The sequence below is a fragment of the Nonomuraea sp. NPDC049400 genome (assembly GCF_044466425.1).
Classification (GTDB): Bacteria; Actinomycetota; Actinomycetes; order Streptosporangiales; family Streptosporangiaceae; genus Nonomuraea.
In genome coordinates this window covers 49,067-73,690 of the sequence record NZ_JBITMP010000053.1, presented here as the reverse complement: position 1 = coordinate 73,690, position 24,624 = coordinate 49,067, and the positions used below count along the sequence as shown (strand labels likewise).

Sequence of the window (24,624 nt, the reverse complement as noted above, 5' to 3'; positions counted from 1 at the left end):
CCCCGAAACCAGGCCTCTACCTGCGACAGCGGTCCTCGTCGAGGAATTGGACCGAGAAATGATCACGAGAAATCAAGCCGTGGATTCAAGCTCAGGCAACTGACGGAGGAGTGCGGGCTGCCGGTGGCGGCGGTCCCCGGGCTGTGACGCCTGGTACGGTAGGCGGCGATACGGCGGTGCCATCGCCAGCTCGCTCCTCGTTTATGGCGGCGGAGCTGTGCCTGAATGGATCGCACCGGCTTGATTCTCATGGGCGCGCCCCCTGACCATAGGGGTTTCGTGCTGAGCCTTTCGTGAGCTGCCTGTCGCTGATTGTGGTTGTCCGCTCATTCTCAGGCTAGGTTCTCGTGCCGCCCAGAGCCATTTCGTACACCTCTGGCTTGCCGGGCTTTCTTTGATAAAGCTTTGCCGATGGTGGCGACGTCGGACACATGTCCGCTCTTGTAGGGTGCCGGTCCATGACTAATGCTGTTCGTGGTCTTGAACTAGGCTTGTTTATTCTTTCCATGTCGTAGCGCTTCGCACGGCGGCGAAGTCTGCCACCCCCCTGCAACCGTGGGGACTCGGTTATGCGGTGACGGCCCGATCTCGTAGAAGCGGTGGACCACATCGCGCACGGTGTCCTCATCGGCCTGCACCAGGCGGGGATGAGCAGCAGGCTGAACGCCGACGCGAGCACGCCAAGAACGGCGCTTGCCACGACCCCGGCCATGGCCAGGATGATGGCGGCGGCAATGGCGATACGCATGGCCAATCCTCGATCGGGCGGCCGAAGCTGACGGCCTCCAGCACGGACCGCGGGGCTGTGGAGCGGAGGGCGGCGTCGGGACGTGCGCCGAGCGCGTCCTTGACGGTCGAGAACGCGATCCGCAGCGCCACGAACGCCGTGATCCGCCGCAGCCGCCCGTACACGATCATCCGGCCGTCACGGCGCAGCCGGTCCGCGCCTTTGTGCGAGCAGGCGGTGGCGGTTGACTCGATGGATTTCCGCCGTTGCGGATCCAGGATGGGCACCGCGATCGGCGTTCTTCGGCCCGTCATCCTCGCGTGGGGTGCAAGCTCGTGCTTCGATGTTGCTCTGTCAGTACGTCGCATGAATCGCACGATGAGAGGTCACCCATGCCAGATCTTGATGACCCGGCCGCCACGTTCCAGGAGTTCGACCGCGACGGGGACGGATACATAACGCGCGAGGAATTCGCGCTCGCCATGAATGCGCGCGGCGAGGAGGTCACCGCCGCCGAGCTCGACTCGATCTTCCATGCCTCGGACGAGCACGATGGGGACGTGGACGGGCGCATCTCGCTGGCGGAGTTCCTGGTGGCCTGGACCAAGTGACGGAGCGCTTGCCCCAACCTGCAGTTTCAGGTTGGAAACCCCTCACTGTCATTGCTGGGTTGGACCCACGGATGGTGGGTCCCTTCTGTGGAGGTGAAGGCTCATGATGGCGGCCGAGTCGAGCTTCCTTGCGCAGGGCGAGGTGGCGCTCGGATTGTGCGCACGTATTCGGCATGATCAAAGGCTGTGTTCGTCGCATGTGCGGGGGTCGTAGCGGGTTTTCAGAGGCCCGAATGCGCCCAGAATCAGGGCCTGGCCTGGGGAAACGTCGCCGAGATCATCCCGCATATGTCCCCTGATCATGGTCTCGTGGCTGCATGCGGGCACCGTCGGCTGCCTATCAAGGTCCGCCAAGAAAGGACCTGCGGCTGAGGAACGGCAGCTCGAGAGCTGAAATGCCTATGTAGGTGAGTGCCTCCGGCAGGATTCGAACCTAATGACCCGCTTTAGCGGTCAGGCGAGCGTTCCTAATGTTTTCCCAGGTCAGGCAGGTAGGGCGGGAGTCGGCAGAGCGAGATTGCGCACGTATTTGGCACAGCCAAATCTGTTCGGGCTGCTGCTGCACCGTCAGGTAGTCGACTGGTTGCCCGATGGAACCCTCCTTCGGGAGGGACATGCCATCGTCTCGCCGAGCCGGAGCGGCAGGACGAGACCATCCCCGTCTCCGAAAGGAGCAGCGGCCAGGCCGCGGGGACGAAACACGGCAGGCCGAGACAGAGGCCGGCATGAAGGGATTGTCCCCGCGTGCGCCGGAAGTACAGGTGGGCCTGGGGCAGCCCGACTCCCGCGTCCGGACCGTCCCCGTGTACACGGGAAGCACCCGGGCCGCCTCTTGGTGGCGGAACACCATGTCAAGGCGAGGGTGTTCGTAAATTCCCTGGAAAACCATTTATAATAGGCTGGATCGATCACGAACATTCCTCTTGGCCGGTCGCGCGCCGCTGCTGGTTGCGTTTAATCAATTCCGCGCGGTCAGCGTACCGTCCGCCGCCAATTGGACCAAGCGGCGGACCTGTTCGCGGGGCTCGATCGGATGCGGCGGCGGAGGCGGTCCTCATGAACGGAGACCTCGCCGACGACGGCGGTGCTCTCCACATCGGTGGCAACACTCATAGGGATTTTCCGCCCTGAAATGGCAGGTGGAAGTGCTGGTGTGAGTTTGGTGGGGAATGCTCGGGCCGATAGCGGCCGGGCTCAGGACCGTGTGATCACTTGTCGCCGTGTGATTTCTCCAGCTATTGACCTTGGAGCTCTCACAATCAGCGAACGCTCTGAGTCATCGCTCGCTTGGAGTGCTGTCCCCTGAGGTGCCCCTCCAGATCGGACGACATTAGGAGACAGCCGGTACCGCGATTAGCGTTCCGCGGTAGGACACGGGTGAAGCAAACTAGGCTGGTCCTTGTGGCTGTCATGTACCCCGTCATCGGCGGGCACCCCTTCAAGCCGGATGGATCTCCGATCCCGTCATCAAAACCCGGGCCTCAGACCGGCGGGAACGCAACTAATCCCGAGAGCCGGAAGAGGCGCGGCGCGTGGCCGAAATGACGGAAATGCCCGAAAATGACCCTCGCCGCATCGGCGACTTCGAAATCGTTGGGATGCTGGGGCAAGGCGGCTACGGGGCGGTCTACGCCGGGGTGGCCCCCGACGGAACCAAGGTAGCGATCAAGGCTCTCCGCTTCTCCGGCGCCGACACCCGTCTCCTCGAAACGCAGGTTGCGGCCGTGCGAAGAGTTGCTCCGTTCTGTACGGCGCGAGTGTTGGGGGTCACGCGGGCTGACAACACATTGTTCGTCGTGAGCGAGCTGATCGAGGGGCCGACTCTCTGGTCACGGGTGCACGATCAGGGGCCCTTGACTGGGTCGGCGCTCATGCGCCTGGCCATCGGCACGGCGACGGCCCTGGCAGCGATCCATCAGGCCGGGGTCGTTCACCGGGATTTCAAGCCGTCGAATATTCTCCTTTCGCCCGACGGGCCACGGGTGATCGACTTCGGAATCGCCCGGCTAACCGAGTTGACGTCCACGGTGCCATTTGCCGGCACGCCGAGCTTCATGGCTCCTGAACAGTTGCTCGGGGAGACCGTGGGACCGGAAGCGGACGTGTTCAGCTGGGCCAGCACGATGTACTTCGCCGCTACAGGCCGCTTCCCCTTCGTAGGGGCTAGTTTGCCTGCCACCATGCAGCAGATCTTGCATGCCGAGCCTGACGTATCGGGTCTCCCCGATGAACTGCGGGACGTGGTCTCCAGGGCGTTCGCGAAGGAACCGGCGCGCCGGCCCACTGCGGAACAGTTGCTCATGGCCCTGCTCAAAAGGTCAGATGAGAGTTCGGCTAAAGCGTTGAAGGTGTCGGCGGTGTCTGTCAGCGATGCAGTGCCGCAGGCACGGTTCGACCACGGCGTCCCGTCGGCATCCTTCCATTCCCCTTCGCGCGCCCGCTCGTCATGGGTCCCGCTGGTGGCGTCCACCGCGGTAGTGGGTACAGTGCTCGCAGGTACGGCTGTCCTGTCCGCGAGCTTGGTGTCGCAACCGGGTCGGGCCGATGTGAGTCCTTTGGCCGCCGTCATCTCTGCGATCTTGATCCTCTGCCTGGCAGCGGGCGTCGCCATTTCTTGGCGCCTTGCGCGTATTCGCATAAGCGTCCCGCGTACCCGCATAAAACGCGCTAACCGCGCGGTGTCCTTGATCAAGAAGGGCCGACGTCAACAAGGTGTTCAGCAGTTGCGCGCGCTCCTGCCTGAGCTTGAGCGGACCCTCGGCTCCGACCATCCCGACACCTTGGCCGTACGCAGCAACCTCGCCGCCCTCGACGCCGACCCCGATCAACTACGGGGCACCGTACGAACACTCACCCGCATCTTGGGAGCTGACCACGCCCAAACCCTCACCGCCCGCGCAAATCTCGCCCTGCTGACGCAGGACCCTGACTGGCCCGACCAGAGCGTGCAGGAATTGCGCGCGCTCCTGCTTGAGCTTGAGCGGACCCTTGGCTCCGACCATCCCGACACCTTGGCCGTACGCAGCAACCTCGCCGCCCTCGACGCCGACCCCGATCAACTACGGGGCACCGTACGAACACTCACCCGCATCTTGGGAGCTGACCACGCCCAAACCCTCACCGCCCGCGCGAACCTGGCCGCGACACTCGCACGCCACGGCGACGTGGCCGGCGCTGAAACTGAGCTTCGTGCGGTATTCGAACAGCGGAAACGGTTGCTCGGCCCAGATCACGCCGACACCAAGCGCACGGCCACCAGCCTCGACCATCTGCGTGGGGGCATAGGGAGCGGGGACGAGGTGAACCCGTGAGCGGCCGATTCCTGAAACCGCTCGCCGTCGCGGCCGTCACATCAGCGCTTGGTGTCGTGATTAATGTCGCCACCGATCTGAAGCACGACCCGAAGGCGTGGCTGGCAGTAGCGGCGCTCACGGTGGCGTCGGGCGTGCTGAGCGCGGTGTTTGACGGCTCAGCTCTGGGCGGACGTCTGATGACACGACAACGGGGCCGCTCCACGCGCCGAATGTCCAAGGTCCAAGGCATCGTCCTGCAGATCGAGGTGGAGGTCCGACCGGACGGTTCGCACGTCCATCGAACTTACGTGTACTCCGAACCCGTCGCCATACAGATGGTCGCCATGGAGAAACCGGAAGACCGTCCAACGCGCCGCTCTTGAACAACGGCACCTCGGTCGTTCACCGCGGCTGAACGGCCAGCGCGCCTTGGAAAGACCCTTGAGCAACCCGAGCGGACTCATGCCAGGCGCTTGACCTGCGACCCAAGATGGAACGAGACCATTGGGCGTCCTATCGACGTCAAGATCATCCCGACCATATCCCCGGATCATGGTCCTACAGCTGCATACGGGCGCCCTCGGCTGCCCGGCAAGGTCCACCGAGCAAAAGACCTGCGATCGGAAAACCGCAGGTCAGAGGCCAGAATGCCTGGTCGAGAAGAGTGCCCCCGGCAGGATTCGAACCTGTTTTCTTATGTAAGCGATCAACTCGCGCGAAATTCACCGCGAAAGCCGAGGCCAGGACCTGCACCCGTGGGCAGGCAGGCCTCGACCTGCTCAGCATGGATTCCACGGTGGCTTCTGCCTACCATCACGTTGATGGCGGTCGATCCCAATTGCCGGAGAAGCTTGGGAAGGTGCCATGTCAGGGGGGCACCGGCTGAGACGCCGGAATTGTCCTTGCCCTCCGCCATGATGGGCCCCGCTCGCACTCGCTCACGTGATCTCGAAGGAGCCGTCATGACCGCCAACCACACTGCCGGATGGTCCGATTTCGGGTGGCATTTCTGGAAGGACCTCGCTCTCGTCCGCGCCAGCCTCGACGCGGGCGCCGACCCGAACAACGGGCCGTACTCCTTCGAGCGTCCCCTGCACGCCGCAGCGCACCGCGGTTCGCCGGAGGTGGTCGCCGAACTGGCAGGCCGGGTCGACGACGTCGACGCCGAGTGCGAGGGCCGCACCGCGCTCTGGGAGGCCATCTTCAACGACCGGCCCGAGAACGCCCGTGCCCTGGTTGCCGCTGGAGCGGACCCGTGGCGCCCGATGATGAGTGGCTGGTCGCCCGGCCGGCTGAGCCTGGCGAGCCCCACGCCTGGCCTGTTCTTCCCGTTCCCGCCGGATCATGCCGGTCTGACCGAGGCCGAGGTCGCCGCCGTGGCGGAGGCCGAACGCCTGACCGGCGCGCTGGGCCGCATCGAGTGGGACGGTCACAGCCTGGCATGCGTACGCGGCATCAGCGCCGCCGAGGCGGCACGGCGTTTGGCCGCCGAACCCGCAGACGAGGAAGAGCTGGAAGAGATCATGGAAGACCCCTTCGACGACGAGGCCATGCAGGTCATCGGCTTAACCGACGTGCCAGGCGGCTGCGTCGTGAGCCAGCAGTGGGGGTACATGGCCGCCACTCCCGTCGTCATGAAGGAACTGTCGGCGGGCACGGTCGCCTACGGCATGTACGCCAACCCCAAGAGCGGCAACCAGGGCCGCGTGTACCGCGACGGCGAGGTCGTGGCCTGGGATACCCACCCGGGCGGCGGCGACGTGTCTTCCGATGATTCGGCGAAGGAGATCCTGCTCAAATACCTGTACCAGGGCCACGCCGAGGCCTATTGCTTCGCCGGCGCGGGCCTGCGCCCGACCGACGCCCACGCGATCTCCAGTCCGGACACGCACCTGAGGCTGCCCGAACGGGACTACTGGCGCTGACCGAGTCGTCGCCGCGATCTTGCTCCCCTGACCGGCGGTGTGACGAGGTGGCCGTGGTCGAGCAGCAGTCCGGCGCCGCCGCCGTGGCGAGCAACAACGGAACGGTGAGTGGCGTTAGCAGGCCGAAGTTGGCTGCATTGCGCCTGCGCCGTGACAACATCACCCTTCCGCCTCTCGTTAGGAACCCGCAGCCCGGCGAGATGGAGGAGCCAGTGAATTCCTGGGGAGAACTCCACCTGCTCAAGGCAGCGCCCTACTCGGGACGGGAATGGACCGACACCGGCACTGCCGGACAGGAACGCGCGCTCAAGCACCGCGCCGCAGGCCACAGCCGTACGGTGCCCATCCCTCCTCCGCTGGTGCGCATCCTTTCGTGAGCACCTCGCGGAGTTCGGAAAAGGGGCGACCCCACCCCGGGACCATCCCCGTGTGCGCGGGGGAACTCTCTCGACGACCTGGGCATTTAGCGGCTGCCGAGGCTGAGTTGAAGCACTTTCGCGGAACCGGACATTGCACACCTCTTCCGCGGACTGGCACATGACGGCAAGGTATGCGGCTGGCTGGTGGCGGGACAAGCGCGAGTGTCGCATGCGAGCCGCCGTGCGCATGGGCCGCCGCTGGAGTGCCCGACCGCGGCGATGCGACGAAGGCCGAGGTCGTCGAGCAGCGCCGCCACCGGCCCGCCTGCACGGGCACGTCGTATGAGGGCGCGGGCGGCGCCTGTCGCGGGCCGTCGTGGACCACGTGCAGCCCGTTGCAGTCGGCTCAGCCCGCAGTGGCCTTGGCGTAGTGGAACACCTCGGGCTGGAGCGAGTGCTCCAGGCGCCAGACGAAGCGGATGGGTCGCTCGCCCTGGTGGCTCACGTAGCGCATCGGGCCGGCGTAGGTGTACGGCGGAGCACCCAGCCCTTCGTCACGTTTGGACTGCCGGATCAGGAGATGAACCGTGGATTCGCCGGTCAGGTAGCGGCGGGCGGTGGCGGCCGAGGAGCGCAGGGTGCTCTGCGACTCCCACTGGAACAGCTCTTCGCTGATCGCCCGGTCGTGGTAGAGCGTGGTGGGGGAGTAGTGGTCCTCGGACTTGTCGATGGTGACGAAGAACAGGTCCGCCCGGTGCCCGGGGACGTACTTGACCCCTTCCCGCATGTGCGCGGGCCTGTCGATGCCGAAGGCGGCCAGCACCTCGTTCTTGCTGTAGCGGGCGTGGACGTGCAACGGCACGACGGGGTCCAGCGGCGGGGCGACGTGACGGATTCCCGAGCGGAGGATACCCGCCAGCTCCTTGAGCTCCGCGGCGCGAGCACCGGTGAGCCGCGCGAGCCTGGCTTCCATGCCGGAGACGGGCTCGGTGCCGCCCCACAACATCGCATCGAGCATGGCCATGAGGCGGCGCTCGCGCGGGGAGCGGGGAGTGCGGCCGGCCAGCACCTCGGTCAGGAAGGCGAGGCGCTCGACGTCGTCGATGTGCAGCATCCTGCCGAAGGCGCGCCCGAGCCCTTCGTCGGGCGGCGCGGCGTCGAGTCCCGCGGTGTGCCGCAGGGAGGCCCAGCCCTGACGGCGCCGGTAGAGATCATCAACGTCCAGCCCGGTCTCCCGCAGGAACGTGGACAGGCTGACGTCACCGAGGTCGCGCAGCTCGCGTGCCAGATCGCGCCAGTTCAGGCTGAGCGCTTGCCGGACGTTCTCGAGTACCAGCCGGCGCACGTCACGGTCCAGGTCGATCACGCAGCCTGCGGGCAGCGTCGGGAACCCCTGCTCGATCTCCCGTGCGATCCCGGTACGCCCGGCGCCGGTGAGTGCCCGATAGCGCCGGTCGAAACGGAACTGTCTGTGCTGATGGCCGACGAAGTCGAGCACGGTCAGGCACGGCTTGTCGTCGGCCAACCGCAGGCCCCGCCCCAGCTGCTGCAGGAAGACGGTGGCGCTGTCGGTGGGGCGCAGGAAGAGCACGGTGTCGATCTCGGGAACGTCGACGCCCTCATTGAAGAGGTCGACGGTGAACACCGCGTTGATCCGCCGGTCTCTCAGGTCTCGTAGCGCCTGGGCGCGCTCGCCGGGCGGGCTCTGCGCGGTGACAGCCACCGAAGCAAGCCCGGCTCGGGTGAACCGGTCGGCCATGAAGCGGGCGTGGTCGATGCTCACGCAGAAGCCGATGGCCCGCATCCTTCCGACGTCGCCGATCTTGCGCTGCAAGGTCTCCAGCACGACGGCGACGCGGCGGTCGTTGCCGGTGTAGATGTTCGAGAGCTGGTCGGTGTCGTAGCCCTGGCCCCTGCGCCAGCCGATCTGGCGCAGGTCGGTGCCGTCGTGGACGCCGAAATACTGGAACGGGGCCAGGAGCCCGCGCTCCAGCGCCTCCCACAAGCGCAGCTCGGCGGCGATCCTGCCGCCGAACCAGTGCTTGATGTCCTGGCCGTCGGCGCGTTCCGGCGTCGCGGTGAGCCCCAGCAGCACCTTCGGCCGCACGGCGGACAGCAGACGCCGGTACGTCGAGGCCTCGGCATGGTGGAACTCGTCCACGATCACCATGTCGAACCGGTCCGGCTCCGGCAGCGGATTGGCATGCAAGGACTGGATCGAGGCGAACACGTGCTGCCATCGCTCCGGGCGAGCGCCGTCGACGTACAGCTCGCCGAACGTCTCGTCCCGCACCACCTGCCGGAACGTGAGCAGGCTCTGCCGCAGGATCTCCGCACGGTGGGCGACGAACAGCAGCGAGTCCGCCTGCCCGGTCCCGCGCAGCCGCCGGTAGTCCAGCGCGGCGACCACGGTCTTGCCGGTGCCGGTGGCCATGACGACCAGGTTGCGCCAGCGGTCGTGGATCTGCCGTTCTGCGGCGAGCTCGTCGAGGATCTCGCGCTGGTAGGAGTAGGGACGGACGTCGACGTGTGCGAAATCGAGCACGACCGTCCGGCCGCCGGCCCGTTCGGCGGACAGGGCACGGTCGAGCCGCTCGGCATCCCGCGCCGGATCGTAGGGCTCGAACGACGGGTCGCCCCAGTAGTCGTCGAACGTGGCGGCGAACGTGTCGATCAGGTGGGGTTGTTCGGCCTGGGCGAGTCGTACGTTCCACTCGAGCCCATGGCTGAGGGCGGTTTGCGACAGATTGGAGGAGCCCACGTAGGCGGTGGACAGGCTGCCGGGCCGATGGAACAGCCAGGCCTTGGCATGCAGCCTGGTTGTCCGGGTGTCGTAGGAGACGCGGATCTCGGCGCCCATGGCCGCCAGCCGGTCGAGCGCGAGGCGGTCGGTGGCGCCGATGTACGTGGTGGTCACCACCCTCAGCCGGCCGCCGCGCGCCAGGAACTCTTCGATCGCCTCGGCCAGGACTCGTACGCCGTTCCACTTCACGAACGCGCAGAGCAGGTCCACGCGATCGGCGGAGGCCAGCTCGCGTTTGAGCTCGTGGCCGATCTCCGGCTGCCCCCTGCCGTTGACCAGCAACGCGCTACCGGTGAGGGGGATCACCGGACGAGCGGGAAACCGTACCTGTCCGGCCGCGTCCCGGCTCCTCGCGATGCCCAGCAGCTCCTCGGCGGACTCCACGAGCTCCTCGGGCGAGGCGGCTTCGGGCACCAGGACGCCGATGAGGCCGGCGATCCGATTGACGATCTCCACCTGCCGGGCCAGCCGTACGGCATCATTCTCGCCCCGTACGGAGCGCAACGCCCGACGGGTGAGCGCGGCCAGATGCCGGGCCAGGGTCTCGTGGGAGTCGGCGACGTCCAGCGACCGCCGGTCGATCAGCTCCCGATCGGATACCGTACGCAGCAGGCCGTCCAGCTCACGGGTGATCAGATGCTGGTAAACGCCCGGCTGGAGATCGCTCACCCGGCGACTATAGGACGTGGCCGGCCGCCGCGACACACGAACATCGACGACCGCATACCGAGGCCGGAAGATCGCCCTACCTCATCTGGTCTCGTTGACGCCCGTTCCAAAAGGTGGCCTTAAGAGATCCGTAAGCAGGTCCCGCGAAGCTAGAGGCACATCAGAACGGCTGGGCCGAACGGCCCCGCCCCTTCCTTGGAGGATCATCATGAGGACGATCGCCGCAAGCCTGTTCATCTCGCTCGACGGTGTCGTCGAGGACCCGGCGGACTGGCATTTCCCGTACTTCAACGACGAGATGGGCGCCGCCGTGACGGCGCAGATGGCCGACACCATGCTCCTGGGGCGCAAGACCTATGACAGCTTCGCCGGAGCGTGGCCGGAGCGCGAGGCCGAGGGCGGGGAGGACGCCGGCTTCGCGAAGACGCTCGGCGACGCACGGAAGATCGTCGTGTCGCGCCAGCCCCTGGAGTTCACCTGGCGGAACTCCGAGCTGCTCCAGGGCGACCTGGCCGAGGCCGTGACCGCGTTGAAGAACGAGCCGGGCGGGCGCATCGCCATGAGCGGCTCGGTCTCGGTAATCCGCCAGCTGCTGCAGGCGGGACTGCTGGACGAACTGCACCTGCTGGTGCACCCGATCGCCGTCCGCAAGGGCGAGCGCCTGTTCGACGAGGGGGAGAACACCGTCCCGCTGGAGCTGATCAAGTCCGAGACGTTCACGACGGGTGTGCTGTACCTGGTCTACCGGCCCGCCAAGGCGAGCGGCGACGCCTCCTACGACGACGCCAAGGCCCACCTGCCCCAGGGCGAGGAGTAGAGTCAGCTTCCTGTCCGTGGCCCGTCCCGGTCATCCGCCCCGATGCCGACGACGATGATCACAGGTTGCCCAGCACGCGCGTCACCTGGATCTCCACGACCACCCGCGACGGGTTGGGCCTGGGCGGCTTGTAGCGGGAGGCGTAGCGGCGCTCGGCGTCGGCCACCTGCTCCGGCTCGGTGCGCAGCACGGCCCGGCCCTCCAGCGTCGACCACCGGCGGCCGTCCACCTGGCAGAGCGCGACGAGCGCGCCGGAAGCGCCGATGAGCCTGGCCTTGTACGACGACCCCGAGGTGATCACCCGGGCGATGCCGGAGGCCAGGTCCAGGGTCGCACCCACCGGCACCACGTGGGGCGGGCCGTCGGAGCGGGTGGTGGAGAGCGTGCACAGGTGCCGCTCCTGCCAGAACGCGGCGAATGCGTCGCCCAGCTTGACCAGGTCCACGGTCCTCCTCTGGTGAATGGCGAGGCATATCGTATATCCGCCCCCTTGAGGATCTGCGGCGTCGTCGACATCGCACCAGCTCCGCTACATTCCGGACGCAGAACGTCCGGAACAGGTCCTACGGTGGCGGACATGACCAACAACGATCACTGGTGGGAACCGCCCCTCGCCGGCACCGAGGCCGAGCACCTCGTCGGCGCGCTCGACCGCCTGCGCACAACCTTCCGCTGGAAGACCGACGACCTCGACGCCGCCGGGCTGCGGACCCGTATCGGCGCCTCCTCGCTGACGCTGGGCGGCCTGCTCAAGCACCTCGCGCTCGTCGAGGAGCAGATGTTCAGCACCAGGCTAAGCGGCGCGCCGCTCGGTGCGCCGTGGAACACCGCGGACTGGGACAGCGACCCCGGCTGGGACTTCAACTCGGCCGCCCATGACACACCCGAAGATCTCTACGCGCTCTGGGACGCCACCGTCGAACGGTCCCGGGCGACGTTCGACGCGGCCCTGGCCGCCGGCGGACTCGACCAGCTCGTCCACGCCGCCTACTCCGACGGGCGGCATATCAGCCTGCGCCGGCTGCTCTGCGACCTGATCGAGGAGTACGGGCGGCACACCGGGCATGCCGATCTGCTTCGCGAGGCCGTGGACGGGTTGGCCGGCGAGGACCCTCCGGCTGGATGGCACGCGAAGTCCGAGGGGCCACGCCGGCGCAGCTGACCGGCGTACCGCAGCGACGCCTTCCGCACCACGTGGGGGCGCCGGCGGCGGCACGGGACCGGGACGGCGGCGGCGCGGAGCCGGGGCGACGGCAGCGCGGAGCCGGGACATCGCGGCCGAGGGCCGGCCGGTCTATGGGCGCAGGAGCACCTTGATGGCGCGGCGTTCGTCCATGGCCCGGTAGCCCTCGGCGGCCTGCTCGAGCGGCAGCTCGAGATCGAAGACCTTGCCGGGGTCGATCCGGCGGTTCCAGATCAGGTCGATGAACTCCGGCAGGTATTGGCGGACCGGAGCCGGCCCGCCGTGCAGATGCACGTGGGAGAAGAACAGCTCCAGCCCAGGGAGTTCGACGCCGTGCGAGACGCCGACGAAGCCGACGTGCCCGCCGGGCCGGGTCGAGCGGATGGCCTGCATCATCGACTCCTGCGTGCCGACCGCCTCGATGACCGAGTGCGCGCCGAGCCCGCCGGTGAGCTCCTTGATCTTCGCCACGCCCTCGTCGCCCCGCTCGGTGACGATGTCGGTCGCGCCGAACTCGCGGGCGAGCCTCTGCCGCGGCTCGTGGCGGCTCATCGCGATGATCCGCTCCGCGCCGAGCTGCTTGGCGGCCAGCACCGCGAGCAGGCCGACGGCGCCGTCGCCGACGACTGCGACCGTCTTGCCGGGGCCTGCCTCGGCGGCGGCGGCGCCGAACCAGCCGGTGCCCAGCACGTCGGACGCGGCCAGCAAGCTGGGGATCAGGTCGTCCGAGGGGGTGCCCGGCGTGGCGACGAGCGTGCCGTCGGCGAGCGGGACGCGCAGCCGCTCGGCCTGGGCGCCGAGCGTGCCGATGGGCTCACGGTGGATGCAGGAGCTCTGGTAGCCGGCCTGGCAGATCTCGCAGGTGTTGTCCGAGGCGAAGAACGACCCGATCACGAACTGGCCGGGCTTGATCGTCTTCACCTCGCTGCCGACCTCCTCGACGACGCCCACGTATTCGTGGCCCACCGGGGACGGCCCGTCGATGGCCTCGACCCCTCGGTACGGCCACAGGTCCGACCCGCAGATACAGGTCGCGGGCAGGCGGATGATCGCGTCGGTCGGCGCGACGATCTCCGGGTCCTGGCGCTCCTCCACGCGGACGTCGCCGGGGGCGTGCATCACGGCGCCACGCATGATGGGTCTCCTTGATTGGGGCCCGCATCGGCCTTCGCCCGTTGCTCCCTCGTCATGACGCGAGCTTCTCACCGGGAACTCCGTCATTGGGCCAGTCTGCGACCATGTGTCGGGAAAGCCCGCAGGCCGGCCTCAGGGTGAGGCGCGGTTGCGTGCCCTCACCCTGAGCCCGAAGGGGCGTTACCTGCGGTAATTCTTCCCGATGGGCCTGCCGGGGATCGGCTTGGCGATGAGAGCGACGGGGATGAAGAAGCAGATCTGGCCGATCGCCATGGTGAGCGTCCAGAGCGCCTTGTCGTCGTAGTGGGCGGATGCCCTGGCGTACAACTCATCGGGCACGCGCTCCCCGGACGGGTTCGGGGTCAGGATGGCCTCCACGAGCTCCAGCGCGACCCGTTCGGCGTCGGTGAAGTAGGGGGCGTCCCGCCATGTCGCCACGGCGGTGATGCGCCCCTCTGTCTCCCCGGCCTTGCGGAGCAGGCCGGTTTGCCGGACGGTGTGGTACGTGCTGCCGACGATCTGCCCGGCGCGGAGGTGCACCAGGTTGACGGTGATCTGCGGAACCGAACCGTTCAGTGTGGCCTTGGTCATGCCCCCGGCGATCGTTCCCACTTCGGGAAAGAACTCGGCGGGGTCGGGCAGACGCGACTGAAGTTCGTCCTGCTCGGCCGTCGTTGACGTGGACATGGCGCGGTCTTCCTCTCAATTCGAGCGGTGTTCCTGGTCGGGTGGGCTCTTCCACCAGGCCGGGGTCGCTGAGCTTTCCTGCGTGCTGGATGCTGTCGCAGGGTCCGACGACACAACCGCCGGAAATGTGAGGCGGCCCGCCGACCTCACAGTTCGGCGCCCTTCCTCGTCGAACGGGTGAGAGCAACTGCACCAAGGGAGCCGACGACACCATGACCACCGCAGCCGAGCCAGGACCCGCCCGGCCCGATCCGAGCCTGAGCGCGATCATCAGCGAGCGGCGTCACCTGATCAATCTCGCCTACCGGCTCCTCGGCTCCCTGGCCGATGCCGAGGACGTCGTGCAAGAGACGTACACCCGCTGGTACGCCATGTCCCGAGAGCAGCAGGAGGCCATCGAATCGCCCGGCGCCTGGCTGACGAGGGTCGCCGGTCGCATCTGCTTCGACCTGCTCGGCTCGGCACGGGCCCGGCGGGAGCGCTATGTGGGCGAGTGGATCCCCGAGCCGCTGCCCGATCGTACGGAGTGGATCAACGGGCGGCCGGGCGGCACCACGCTCGACCCGGCCGACCGGGTCACCTTCGACGAGTCGGTCAACATGGCCTTCCTCGTCGTGCTCGAGTCGATGACCCCGGCCGAGCGCGTCGCGTTCATCCTGCACGACGTCTTCCGCTACTCCTTCGCCGAAGTGGCCGAGATCGTCGGCCGTACCCCGGCCGCGTGCCGCCAGCTGGCCTGCTCGGCCCGCCGCCGCATTCGCGCCGCGCAGTCTCCCGTGACCACCACAGCCCAGCACGCCGGCATCGTCAGGGACTTCAAGCAGGCCTGGGAGGCCAAGGACATCGACGCCCTCATCGGCCTCCTCGACCCCGGCGCCACGGTGATCAGCGACGGCGGCGGCCTGGTCAACGCCGTGCTCCGCCCGATCGAAGGCAGCGAGCGGATCGCGCGCTACGCCATCGACATCGCCGACAGGATCCCCAACATGACGATCTTGGAGCGCACGGTCAACGGTCAGCCGGGCCTGGTGGCTCAGCAGGACGGCGTCACCGTGACGGTGGTGGCCTTCGACGTCGCAGGCGACCGGATCACGCGCATCTGGGCAGTACGCAACCCCGACAAGCTCCGGCCGTGGACGGCGGGACAACAGCACTGACGCGTCGCCTCACTGTCAAGGAGTCACCCATGTTCTTGCGTATCGCGATCATCCTGCAGACCGTGGCCCTCTTCGCCGCGCCGATCACCGCCGGACTGTTGTTGTCCTCTCCCCACGGACGGGCCTTGCACAGTGTTTCGGCGTACGGGGTGTTCACCGTGGGGCTGGTGCACGTGGCCGCCGCGATCCTGGCGTGGCGGCCGGGCGGCGGCTCGCCGAGGCCCATCCTGTACGCGGCCGGGTTCTTCGGGCTCACGCTGGCGCAGATAGCGCTGGGCATCGCGCAGGTCAAGACCGTGCACGTCCCGTTGGGCGTGCTGTTGTTCGGCATGAGCGTGCTTCAGCTCAGCCTGGTCCGGGCGAAGCGGGGCACCGCTGCTCGGCGGCGGTGAGTCAGGCGGCGGTGATCTTGGCCGGGTTCATCATCCAGAGCACCTGGTCGATGCCCTGGTCGGAGGCGGTGACGGTGAGGACGGTGAACACCTCGCCGTCGCGGCGCAGCAAGGCGGCCGCCTGCCCGTTCACGTCGCCCCATTCCACGTCGACCCCGGCCCAGAACCGGTCCGCGAACGCCCTGACGTACTTCGCCACCCGGAACGCGCCCACCACGGGGAAGCGCGAGGCCCGGACGGCGCCGCCGCCGTCGGAGTAGCTGATCACGTCTGCGGCGAGGAGTTCCTCCAGCGCGGCGAGGTCGCCGGTCCGGGCGGCGGCGACGAAGGCCGTCAGCAGTCTGCGCTGCTCGGCTCCGGTGACCGGTGCGCGGCGCTCGGAGATGAGGTGTTTGCGGGCTCTGCTCACGAGTTGCCGCACCGCGACCTCGCTGGCCTGGATGATGTCGGCGATCTGCCGATAGGGGTAGTCGAACGCTTCCCGCAGCACGTACGCCGCGCGTTCGGTGGGGGAGAGCTTCTCCAGGAGGAGCAGGACCGCGAAGCCGAGGGCCTCGCCTCGCTCGGCGCCGAGGTGCGGGTCGGAGCTGGTGTCGACCGGCTCGGGAAGCCACGGGCCGATGTACGTCTCGCGGCGGACCCGCGCGGACTGCAGGGCGTTGATGGCGAGCCGTGTGGTCGCCGTCGCCAGGAACGCCGCCGGGTCGGCCACGGTGCCGCGGTCGTAGGCCTGCCAGCGCAGCCAGACCTCCTGCACCAGGTCTTCGGCCTCGGTGGAGCTGCTCAGCATCCGGTACGCGATTCCGAACAGGCGCGGACGCACGCTCGCGAAGACCGCTGCGGCCTGGTCCAGATCTTCCGGTCCACCGCAATGGTTCGCCGGTGCGGTGTCCCCCATGGCGATCGCCCCTGTTCCGCTGACGGATGTAGCTGTCCAGCCTTTCACCTGCCCGTCCAGCGGCTCCGACGAGGGTGGTTCGTCACACCCGGCCCCACTTCACCAGTTACCCATGGTGCACATAACAGATAACTCTAAGTTGCCAATCAACAGCACACGGTTACTATTGCGGTGGGTCGGGAGGGCCTTCCCGCCCCTTCCCCCGACCATGGAGTGCCGCATGGAGCGAACGGTTCTGGCCGCCGTCACCGAACGTCCCGACGCCGATTCGGCACTCGCCGAGCAGCTCCGCCGCGTGTGCGCGGCGATGGACGAGCTCGGGCTCCAGGTGCGCTGGACCCACCGGGCCGAGGACGCCCTGGCGGTGGTCGGGTCGGACGCGTCGCTGACGGCGGTGCTGGCCGCCTGGGACGCGCCGGGGGCCGAGGAGCTGCTGGGCGCGGTGGCCAGGCGGTTCCGCGGCCTGCCCGTCTTCCTGATGACGCAGGAGCAGGAGCTTCCGCTCTGGGTGTACGAGGTCATCCAGGGCTACGTCTTCCCGCTGGAAGACACCCCGCAGTTCATCGCCGGGCGCATCGCCTACGCGGCCGACCAGTACGCCGAGAAGATCCTTCCGCCGTTCTTCGGCGCCCTGCGGCGGCTTCAAGATCACCATCGCTACTCCTGGCACACACCGGCGCACGCCGGAGGCGTGGCGTTCCTCAAGTCACCGGTGGGGCGGGCGTTCTTCGACTTCTACGGTGAACGGCTGCTGCGCACCGATCTGTCCATCTCCGTCACCGAGCTGGGGTCGCCGCTCGACCACACCGGCCCGATCGGAGAGGCCGAGCGCAACGCCGCCCGCGTCTTCGGCGCCGACCGCACCTACTTCGTGGTCAACGGCAACTCCACCGCCAACCGCATCGTCGGCCACCATGCGATCGCCCGTGACGACACCGTCCTGGTGGACCGCAACTGCCACAAGTCGGTCCAGCACGCGCTGGCCATCAGCGGTGCCCGGCCGGTCTACCTCGTGCCCGAGCGCAACGGGCTCGGGCTGGCGGGCCCGATCCCGCCCGCCGCGCTGGAGGCGGGCGCGGTCCGTGAGCGGGTGGCCGCCCACCCCCTTGCCGCCGGCGGGCCGACGTACGCGGTGATCACCAACTCCACGTACGACGGGGTGTGCTACGACGCGGTGCGGGTCGGCGAGCTGCTGGGCGCCAGCGTGCCGCGGCTGCACTTCGACGAGGCGTGGTTCGCCTACGCCCGGTTCAACCCGCTCTACACCGGCCGGTACGGCATGGCGATCGACGAGCGCACGCTGCCTGGCCCCGGCCGTCCCACCGTGTTCGCCACCCAGTCGACGCACAAGCTGCTGGCCGCGCTGTCGCAGGCGGCTATGCTGCACGTCCGCCCCGCGGAGCGCGCGGCGGTCGACTACGACACGTTCAACGAGACCTACCTCATGCACGCCTCCACGTCGCCGCTCTACCCGATGATCGCCTCGCTCGACGTGGCGGCGGCGATGATGGACGGCCCCTCGGGGCCGTTCCTCACCGGGGAGGCGATCGTCGAGGCGGTGCGGTTCCGGCAGGCGATGGTGCGGCTGGCCGCCCGCATCCGCGAGGACGGCCGTCGGCCCCGTTGGTTCTTCGGCGTCTGGCAGCCCCCTGCGGTCACCGACCCGCGCACCGGCCAGACCGTCTCGTTCGCCGACGCCGACCCGGCGCTGCTGTGCGCCGAGCCCCGGTGCTGGACTCTGGAGGAGGGGGCCGCCTGGCACGGGTTCGACGGGATGTCCGAGGGCTACTGCCTGCTCGACCCGGTCAAGGTGACGATCACCTGCCCGGGCGCCGACGCCGCCGCGGGCACGCTCGAGTGGGGCATCCCGGCCCGCGTCGTGGCCGCCTACCTGCAGCGGCGCGGCATCGTGGTGGAGAAGACCGGCGACCACACGTTGCTGGTGCTGTTCTCCATGGGGATCACCAAGGGCAAGTGGGGCACCCTGATCGACGCGCTCACCGACTTCAAGAACGCCTACGACGGCGATCTGCCCCTGGCGGAGGTGCTGCCCGGCTTCGGGCCGCCCGCGATCTCGCTGCAGAAGTTCTGCACCCTGGTCCACGAGAAGCTGCGTGACTCCGAGCTCGGGAAGCTGCTCGACCAGGTCTTCACCACCCTGCCGGAGGCGGTGTCGACTCCTGCCGACTGCTACCAGGCCATGATCCGGGCCCGCACCGAGCGGGTCCCGCTGGCCGACCTGCCGGGCCGGGTCGCCGCGGCCACGGTGGTGGTCACCCCGCCCGGGATCCCCATGCTGATGCCCGGCGAGGCGACCGGCCCGGCAGGCGGTCCGCTGATGACGTACTTGCGGGCTCTGGAGGACTTCGATCGGGCCTTCCCCGACCTGGCCACCGACATCCACGGCGCCCACCGTGACGGCGACGGCCGCTACTGGGTGGAGGTCGTCAAGGACTGAGCTCGGCGTCCATCATGCGCCTGCGACTCGGTGCGGCGCCTTACGGAAATTCCGCAAGGCGCCGCACAGATCGCACTCCTACATCTTCTCGCGGGTCATCCTGATCTGCTCCAGCACGCTGGGCCGTACCTTGCGCTCTTCGAGCTTGTGCTGCAGGTCCTCCAGTTCCCGCCGTGCCTGGTCGGAGTTGTCCGCCGTGGCGAGCAGGTCGGCCCGCTTGCTCACCAGGTTGTGGTAGGCGAGGTTGAGCCGTCGCTCGTCGCTGTTCTTGTAGTAGTCCAGCGCCGAGTCCGTGAGCTCGACCGCGAGCTGCGGCTGCGCGTCGCTCACCCGCTTGAACGTCCCCTGCTCGTAGTCGGTGATGCGGTTGAACGCCCGCCCGTGCGCGCCGGTGAGCACCTCGGCGGCGCGCGCCCCGAGCAGCCGGCCGCTGTGCCGCTGCGCCACCTCGGTGAGCACGTCCAGCCCCTTGGCCAGGTACGGGGAGGCCGAGCCGCCCAGGGCGATGTTCAGCCCGACCTGGTCGGTGAAGAAGTCGGCGGCCTGGACCTCGTCCTGCCGCGTGGCGGGCGTGAGCACCCGGATGGCCAGCACGTTCGAGATCGCCACCATGCCGCTGGGCCCGTGGTAGGTCGCCCTGATCCGGTACGTGCCGGGCTCGGTGAACGTGAACCCGGCGCGGCCGTAGGTGAGGTCGACCTCCGCGCTGTGCCGGTCACCGCCGTAGGCGCCCTCGGAGACCGGCTGGAGCGTGGCCGTGTCCGGAATGCCGATGACGGACATGATGGGCTCGAACCTGGTGACCCGGCCGTCCGGCCGCTGCACGAAGACCGCCATCGTGCCGTACGCCGGGTCGAACCGGGTGTCGACCTCCACGGGCACGTCGAGCAGGTTGCGCAGCCGCAGTTCGACCGCGACGCGCTCCATGAGGTCGTAGACGGGCGGCTCGGCGCGAACGAGCAGCTCCAGCGGCGCGTTGCCCTCCTGCACCGAGAACGCCTCCCCGGCCTGCGGCTGCTCCAGATGCCCGCCGCTGGCCCAGGCGTCGCCGCCCATGATGACCGAGGACAGGTCGCCGTGCCGCATGTGAATGAGCTCGGCGTCGTCGAACCGGAACATGAACCGGTTCCAGAACGTGTCCGTGCCGTTGCGCAGGTCGTACCGCCAGGGGTAGTTCATCCACGACAGCGAGTCCGGCCGTCCCTTGTCCCAGCTGTGCAGCAGATTGAACGCGTGCCCGGCCTCGTGGACGTAGGTGTAGAGCAGGTCCCGCAGGGCCGCCGCCTCGGTGTCGTTCGCGGGCGCGCCCTGCGGCAGGTTGTTGAACCACGAGTGCTTGCGGAACAGCGCGAACCCCTGCCGCTCCGGCGCCTCCCCGGACCCGCCGAACGCGGCGGCCGCGTCGAACATGATTCCGGCCACGCCCGAACTGTCGAACGTGCCGGCCATGAGACCCCACATGCTCCACTTCGGCCAGCCGCCGGAGAACTGGCTGAAGGCCGTCTCCATGGCGTCGTGCAGCTCGCTCACCGACCAGGTGCTGAAGCTCGGGTTCTGATCGTCGAAGATCGTGTGCGCCGGCGTGTTGAGCGTCAGCCCGATCCCCGCCTCCTGGTAGGCGCCCGCGACGGTCAGCGTCCGGGCCGGCACGCCGGCCGGGTGGTTGGAGTGGGCGTGCGTGTGGTAGCTCGGCAGCAGCGGAGTGGCCTGCACGGTTTGGCAGACGTCCACCTCGAGCGTCATCTCGCGGAAGTTCGCCGAGGTACGCGGGCAGTGGTAGGTGCTGCTGCCGCCGCCGTTGTCGGAGAAGACCACCTCGGCGGGGCCGGCGGGGCCCAGCGTCCGCCACGGGATCCTGATCCGCGCGTGGGTCAGCGGATGCGTGCCCTTCCAGAACCGCACCTCGCCGGTGATCGTCACGTTGCACCTGGTCCAGGTGACCTGCGGTGCGTCGATGATCCACGACTCGCGGTACCTGCGCCACGTGATGGGCGGCCGGCCCGGCAGGTGGATCGCGAAGACGTCGTAGAAGTCGCCGCTGACGCGGTTGGTGACCGGCGAGTTGACGCCGCGCGGATCGATGTCCACGCGGCAGTCCAGGTAGCTGGTCCGGCTGGCGGCCTGGAAGCCCTGGTACCTCCCGCTGACGGGCCCGAGCCGCACGCAGTGCCACGGCGGCAGCGCCTGCTGTTGCTCGGCGTCGGACGGTGCCGCTTCGGATGCCGGCGCGTACCCGGTCATCGGGTCGGGCATGCTCTGCCCGTACTGCGGCTCTTCTGATGAGATCGACATGGAACCCCTCCCACCCCGGCGCCTTCGCCGGGCTGCGCGGCGCGGTCAGCCGTAGCCGAATTCCGTGCCTTCTGCTGAGACGACGTGGGACAGCGCGGAACCGTCAACCGAGACGGCGATCTGCCGCCGGCCGCCGACGTGCACGTCGAGGCGCGTACGGGTGCCCCTCCCGGGCAGCTCGACCTCGGCCTCCAGGCGCTCGCCGGGCAGCGCGAGCTCCACCGAGTCGGCCAGTCCGATCAACGGCATGGTCGTCACGTCCCGCTTGTGGAAGACGACCTCGTCGGCGACGCGGAGGATGATCTCGTCATCGTCGAAGCCCTCGGTGAAGTCGATGCGCACGGAGGCCATCTGCACGTCCTGACTTCTCGGATGTTGCCGGCTCCTGCTGTCCGCACCGTAACCCGCGCGTGGGGCCGGCGCCCCAGGGGTTCATTAGGGGATAGCCCTAGTGCGGGGTACGGCTCCCGCGGCCTTCTCCTGGGGTCTCCGTCACCGGGGTCCGGGTGCGCGGCGTGAAGAGCGCCATCACCACCACCACTCGAAGCGTGTGTGACGTGCGGATCCCCTACTTGAGGGTGGCGGCGAGGGCTCGGCGGATGCGGATCTCCGGCGGGTTGATGTCGAGCAGGCAGTGGTGCCGGGAGACGGTGCGGTGGTGTTCGTCGGCGGAGACCAATCCCCACGACGGGACCGCGGCTCAGAGGGTGATCCACTCCGTGCTGGTGGTCACCTCGGCCAGCACGTCGGGGATCGGCTCCACGCCGAGGCCCGGCCCCGTGGGCACCTCCAGGTGGCCGTCGGCCAGCTCGAACGGCTCGGTGACGTCGGTCGCGTAGTAGCGCCGCGACGCCGAGGTGTCGCCGGGCAGGGTGAAGCCGGGGAGGGCGGCCAGCGCGACGTTCGCGGCCCGGCCGAGGCCGGTCTCCAGCATGCCGCCGCACCACACCGCCACCCCGTTGGCCCGGCACAGGTCGTGGATGCGCCTGGCCTCGAGGTAGCCGCCGATCCGGCCGGGTTTGATGTTGACGATGGAGCAGGAGCCGAGCGCGATGGCGGCGGCGGCGTGTTCGGCCGACTCGATGGACTCGTCCAGGCAGATCGGCGTCCTGAGCTGCGTGGCCAGCTTGGCGTGCTGCACGAGGTCGTCGTTGGCGAGGGGCTGCTCGATCAGCAGCAGGTCGAACGCGTCGAGGCGGGCCAGGCGGGGGGCGTCGGTCAGGGAGTAGGCGGCGTTCGCGTCGACCTGGAGGAGCAGGTCGTCGCCGAACCTCTCGCGCACGGCGCGGACCGGCTCGATGTCCCAGCCGGGCTCGATCTTGAGCTTGATGCGGACGTACCCCTCGTCCAGGTAACCCGCCACGGCGTCCAGCAGCTGCGGGACCGAGTTCATGATGCCGACCGACACCCCGCACGGCACGCGGGTGCGGGCCGCGCCGAGGAAGCGGCCGAACGACTCGCCCGCCGCCCTGAGCTGCGCGTCCAGCACGGCCGTCTCCAGCGCCGCCTTGGCCATGCGGTGGCCCTTGATCGGCTCGAGCGCGCGGCCGACGTCGTGCACGTCCAGGGTCTTCGGCAGCGCGGGCAGCAGGAAGCGGCGGATCACCTCGGCCGCGCCGTCGGTGTATTCGGCGGAGTAGAGCGGCTCGGCCATCGCCACGCACTCGCCCCACCCCTCGGCGTCCGGCGTCACCACCCTGACCAGCAGGACGTCGCGGGCCGTCTCGGTGCCGAACGACGTGCGGAACGGCGCCACCAGCGGCATCGCGAGCCGCCGCAGCTCTACTCCTGTGATCTTCACACTCTCTCCACAACGTAGTAGTTCTTCCCGGAGAACCCCGTGACCGCGCGGCCCTCGGCCATCAGGCCGCCCAGCACGTCGCGTACGGCGTGCCGCCACGCCTTGGCCGTCCCCGGGTCCGCGATCCGCAACCCTTCGATGTCCGCGGGCACGGCCACCAGCACCGTGTCGGCGTCCGCCGGGCCGGGCACCGGCCGCCCGTCCTCGTCGGCGAGCGCGACCACCGCGCCGTCCGGCGCCGGCGCCGGGTACGGCTCCCGCCGCGCCAGCGCCTCCACGTGCGGGGCCGACAGCGGCCAGACGGCAAGCAGGCGGTCGGACTCGTCGCCCTGGTTGATCGCGTCGCTCATGACCCCGTAGAAGCAGGGCAGGTACTCAGCCGGGCGGGCGCCCAGCTTGGCCAGGTTGAAGTGGGCGTTGCGGCGCACCAGCGGGTCGTAGGTCCACGTGACCCGTTCCAGGCCGCGCGCCAGGGCCCAGCGGCGCTGGTGCAGCTTGAGCTCCAACCCGATGCCGCGCCCCGCCGCCGTGCCGGTGACGTGGGAGTGCAGCGCGTCGTCCGCCGCGAGGAACCCGACCGAGCCGCCGACGAGCCGGTCGCCGTCGAAGGCGCCCGCCACGTAGCCGCCCGCGTGCGAGATCGCCCGCATCAGCTCGATCGTGACGGGCGGGCTGCCGGGCCCGAAGTGCCAGATGTCGTCCCACAGCGCGTTGACCCGCTCGAACTCCGCAATCTCATGGAGCTCTCTGACCTCGACCAACCTGCCGCTCCTCCTCCTGCCGGACGTTCACTCGCGACAGTATGCGACCGCGCGGCGCCGGTGGCCTCCGGGGCCTAACGAGCCGTGATGAGCAGCCTGCTGGGCTCCTCCTGCCTGAGGCGGACCGACTCCAGGGGGACCGTGACCTCCGGGGTGCGATAGCGGCCGCCGGAGAAGCGGGCGGCCAGGCGCGCGAGCACTGCCGCCGCCGTCACGTCGCCGTCGAGCGAGCCGCGGCCGTCGCGGGAGAGCTCGACCGCGCACGGCCCCGGCTGCGCGGCCAGGACCAGGCCCGCGACGGTCGCCCCGGCCAGCGCGCCCAGGTCGCTCCCGGTCCAGCCGTAGTGCCACATGCCCGCCGCCACCACCGGCGCCGCCGGGCAGCAGCCCGCCGCGGTGGCCACCACGTCCGCGCCCTGCGACATGGCCTCGGCGATCTCCTCCGCGCAGGTCGCCACCTGGGCGCCGACGCTCAGCCCGGGGAACGCCGGCACCGGGCCGCCCACGCCGTAGATGAGTTTGATGCCCGTTTCGAGAGGGCCGGGGCCGCCGTCGTGCCACCCGCAGGCCACGACGTCGGCCGACCTGGCGGACCTGGCAGACCTCCACGTGCCGATGCGCAGCATGTTTCGTTGACTACCCTTTGCCGTGAACCAT

The 24,624-nt window shown here is 68.9% G+C and carries 21 protein-coding genes; 11 read left to right on the top strand and 10 right to left on the bottom strand.

Annotation, left to right across the window (positions count from 1 at the left end; all coding sequences use genetic code 11):
* Window positions 1-599 precede the first annotated feature (599 nt).
* The 6 genes from ACIBVN_RS49170 to ACIBVN_RS49145 all read left to right on the top strand — a co-directional run bounded on the left by ACIBVN_RS49170 (window position 600) and on the right by ACIBVN_RS49145 (window position 6,933).
* Window positions 600-779, top strand: a complete 180-nt coding sequence (locus ACIBVN_RS49170) for a hypothetical protein (protein ID WP_397147830.1) — start codon at window positions 600-602, stop codon at window positions 777-779.
* 340 nt (window positions 780-1,119) lie between these two features.
* A complete protein-coding gene (locus ACIBVN_RS49165) occupies window positions 1,120-1,338 on the top strand; it encodes an EF-hand domain-containing protein (RefSeq protein ID WP_397147828.1) in 219 nt (72 codons plus the stop codon).
* Between the two features lie 1,541 nt (window positions 1,339-2,879).
* The gene (locus ACIBVN_RS49160; RefSeq protein WP_397147832.1) at window positions 2,880-4,649 is read left to right on the top strand and encodes a protein kinase; all 1,770 of its coding nucleotides are present in this window, start codon (window positions 2,880-2,882) and stop codon (window positions 4,647-4,649) included.
* Window positions 4,646-5,014, top strand: coding sequence for a hypothetical protein (locus tag ACIBVN_RS49155; RefSeq protein ID WP_397147826.1), 369 nt, complete (start codon window positions 4,646-4,648; stop codon window positions 5,012-5,014). The genes ACIBVN_RS49160 and ACIBVN_RS49155 overlap by 4 nt, the downstream gene beginning before the upstream one ends.
* Window positions 5,015-5,593: 579 nt before the next feature.
* Window positions 5,594-6,556 carry an ankyrin repeat domain-containing protein gene (locus ACIBVN_RS49150; RefSeq protein WP_397147824.1) on the top strand — a complete coding sequence of 321 codons (963 nt, stop codon included), beginning with the start codon at window positions 5,594-5,596 and terminating at the stop codon, window positions 6,554-6,556.
* Between the two features lie 53 nt (window positions 6,557-6,609).
* Window positions 6,610-6,933, top strand: coding sequence for a hypothetical protein (locus tag ACIBVN_RS49145; protein ID WP_397147822.1), 324 nt, complete (start codon window positions 6,610-6,612; stop codon window positions 6,931-6,933).
* A 388-nt stretch (window positions 6,934-7,321) separates the two neighbouring features.
* Here ACIBVN_RS49145 and ACIBVN_RS49140 read toward each other — a convergent pair whose 3' ends face one another.
* Window positions 7,322-10,387, bottom strand: a complete 3,066-nt coding sequence (locus ACIBVN_RS49140; protein ID WP_397147820.1) for a DUF3427 domain-containing protein — start codon at window positions 10,385-10,387, stop codon at window positions 7,322-7,324.
* A gap of 208 nt (window positions 10,388-10,595) precedes the next feature.
* Between ACIBVN_RS49140 and ACIBVN_RS49135 the strand changes: the two genes are divergently transcribed.
* Window positions 10,596-11,204: a dihydrofolate reductase family protein gene (locus ACIBVN_RS49135; RefSeq protein WP_397147818.1), complete on the top strand. Its 609-nt coding sequence runs from the start codon at window positions 10,596-10,598 to the stop codon at window positions 11,202-11,204.
* Window positions 11,205-11,262: 58 nt separating this feature from the next.
* On the opposite strand, the gene ACIBVN_RS49130 is transcribed toward ACIBVN_RS49135, so the two are convergent.
* On the bottom strand, window positions 11,263-11,649 hold the full coding sequence (locus ACIBVN_RS49130) for a pyridoxamine 5'-phosphate oxidase family protein (protein WP_397147816.1): 387 nt from the start codon (window positions 11,647-11,649) through the stop codon (window positions 11,263-11,265).
* A 132-nt stretch (window positions 11,650-11,781) separates the two neighbouring features.
* Between ACIBVN_RS49130 and ACIBVN_RS49125 the strand changes: the two genes are divergently transcribed.
* Window positions 11,782-12,366: a DUF664 domain-containing protein gene (locus ACIBVN_RS49125; protein WP_397147814.1), complete on the top strand. Its 585-nt coding sequence runs from the start codon at window positions 11,782-11,784 to the stop codon at window positions 12,364-12,366.
* 132 nt (window positions 12,367-12,498) lie between these two features.
* Here ACIBVN_RS49125 and ACIBVN_RS49120 read toward each other — a convergent pair whose 3' ends face one another.
* Together ACIBVN_RS49120 and ACIBVN_RS49115 are read right to left on the bottom strand one after the other, a co-directional pair.
* On the bottom strand, window positions 12,499-13,521 hold the full coding sequence (locus ACIBVN_RS49120; RefSeq protein WP_397147812.1) for a zinc-dependent alcohol dehydrogenase family protein: 1,023 nt from the start codon (window positions 13,519-13,521) through the stop codon (window positions 12,499-12,501).
* Window positions 13,522-13,701: 180 nt separating this feature from the next.
* Complete coding sequence (locus ACIBVN_RS49115; RefSeq protein ID WP_397147811.1) at window positions 13,702-14,208, bottom strand: carboxymuconolactone decarboxylase family protein; 507 nt, start codon at window positions 14,206-14,208, stop codon at window positions 13,702-13,704.
* A 212-nt stretch (window positions 14,209-14,420) separates the two neighbouring features.
* Between ACIBVN_RS49115 and sigJ the strand changes: the two genes are divergently transcribed.
* Window positions 14,421-15,365: an RNA polymerase sigma factor SigJ gene (gene sigJ, locus ACIBVN_RS49110; RefSeq protein WP_397147809.1), complete on the top strand. Its 945-nt coding sequence runs from the start codon at window positions 14,421-14,423 to the stop codon at window positions 15,363-15,365.
* 29 nt (window positions 15,366-15,394) lie between these two features.
* Window positions 15,395-15,757, top strand: a complete 363-nt coding sequence (locus ACIBVN_RS49105; RefSeq protein WP_397147807.1) for a hypothetical protein — start codon at window positions 15,395-15,397, stop codon at window positions 15,755-15,757.
* Between the two features lies 1 nt (window position 15,758).
* On the opposite strand, the gene ACIBVN_RS49100 is transcribed toward ACIBVN_RS49105, so the two are convergent.
* Window positions 15,759-16,655, bottom strand: a complete 897-nt coding sequence (locus ACIBVN_RS49100; protein WP_397147805.1) for an RNA polymerase sigma-70 factor — start codon at window positions 16,653-16,655, stop codon at window positions 15,759-15,761.
* A gap of 220 nt (window positions 16,656-16,875) precedes the next feature.
* On the opposite strand from ACIBVN_RS49100, the gene ACIBVN_RS49095 reads away from it, so the two are divergent.
* On the top strand, window positions 16,876-19,113 hold the full coding sequence (locus ACIBVN_RS49095; protein WP_397147803.1) for an Orn/Lys/Arg decarboxylase N-terminal domain-containing protein: 2,238 nt from the start codon (window positions 16,876-16,878) through the stop codon (window positions 19,111-19,113).
* A gap of 78 nt (window positions 19,114-19,191) precedes the next feature.
* Here the strand turns inward: ACIBVN_RS49095 and ACIBVN_RS49090 are convergent, their stop codons facing one another.
* The 5 genes from ACIBVN_RS49090 to ACIBVN_RS49070 all read right to left on the bottom strand — a co-directional run bounded on the left by ACIBVN_RS49090 (window position 19,192) and on the right by ACIBVN_RS49070 (window position 24,593).
* Complete coding sequence (locus ACIBVN_RS49090; protein ID WP_397147801.1) at window positions 19,192-21,405, bottom strand: hypothetical protein; 2,214 nt, start codon at window positions 21,403-21,405, stop codon at window positions 19,192-19,194.
* Between the two features lie 45 nt (window positions 21,406-21,450).
* The gene (locus tag ACIBVN_RS49085) at window positions 21,451-21,762 is read right to left on the bottom strand and encodes a hypothetical protein (RefSeq protein ID WP_397147799.1); all 312 of its coding nucleotides are present in this window, start codon (window positions 21,760-21,762) and stop codon (window positions 21,451-21,453) included.
* 343 nt (window positions 21,763-22,105) lie between these two features.
* Entirely contained in the window at window positions 22,106-23,206 is a 1,101-nt protein-coding gene (gene menC / locus ACIBVN_RS49080) for an o-succinylbenzoate synthase (protein WP_397147797.1), read from the bottom strand.
* Window positions 23,203-23,967, bottom strand: a complete 765-nt coding sequence (locus ACIBVN_RS49075; RefSeq protein WP_397147795.1) for a GNAT family N-acetyltransferase — start codon at window positions 23,965-23,967, stop codon at window positions 23,203-23,205. Before ACIBVN_RS49075 ends, menC begins: the two co-directional genes overlap by 4 nt.
* Window positions 23,968-24,041: 74 nt before the next feature.
* The gene (locus tag ACIBVN_RS49070) at window positions 24,042-24,593 is read right to left on the bottom strand and encodes an acyclic terpene utilization AtuA family protein (protein ID WP_397147793.1); all 552 of its coding nucleotides are present in this window, start codon (window positions 24,591-24,593) and stop codon (window positions 24,042-24,044) included.
* Between the last annotated feature and the right edge of the window lie 31 nt (window positions 24,594-24,624).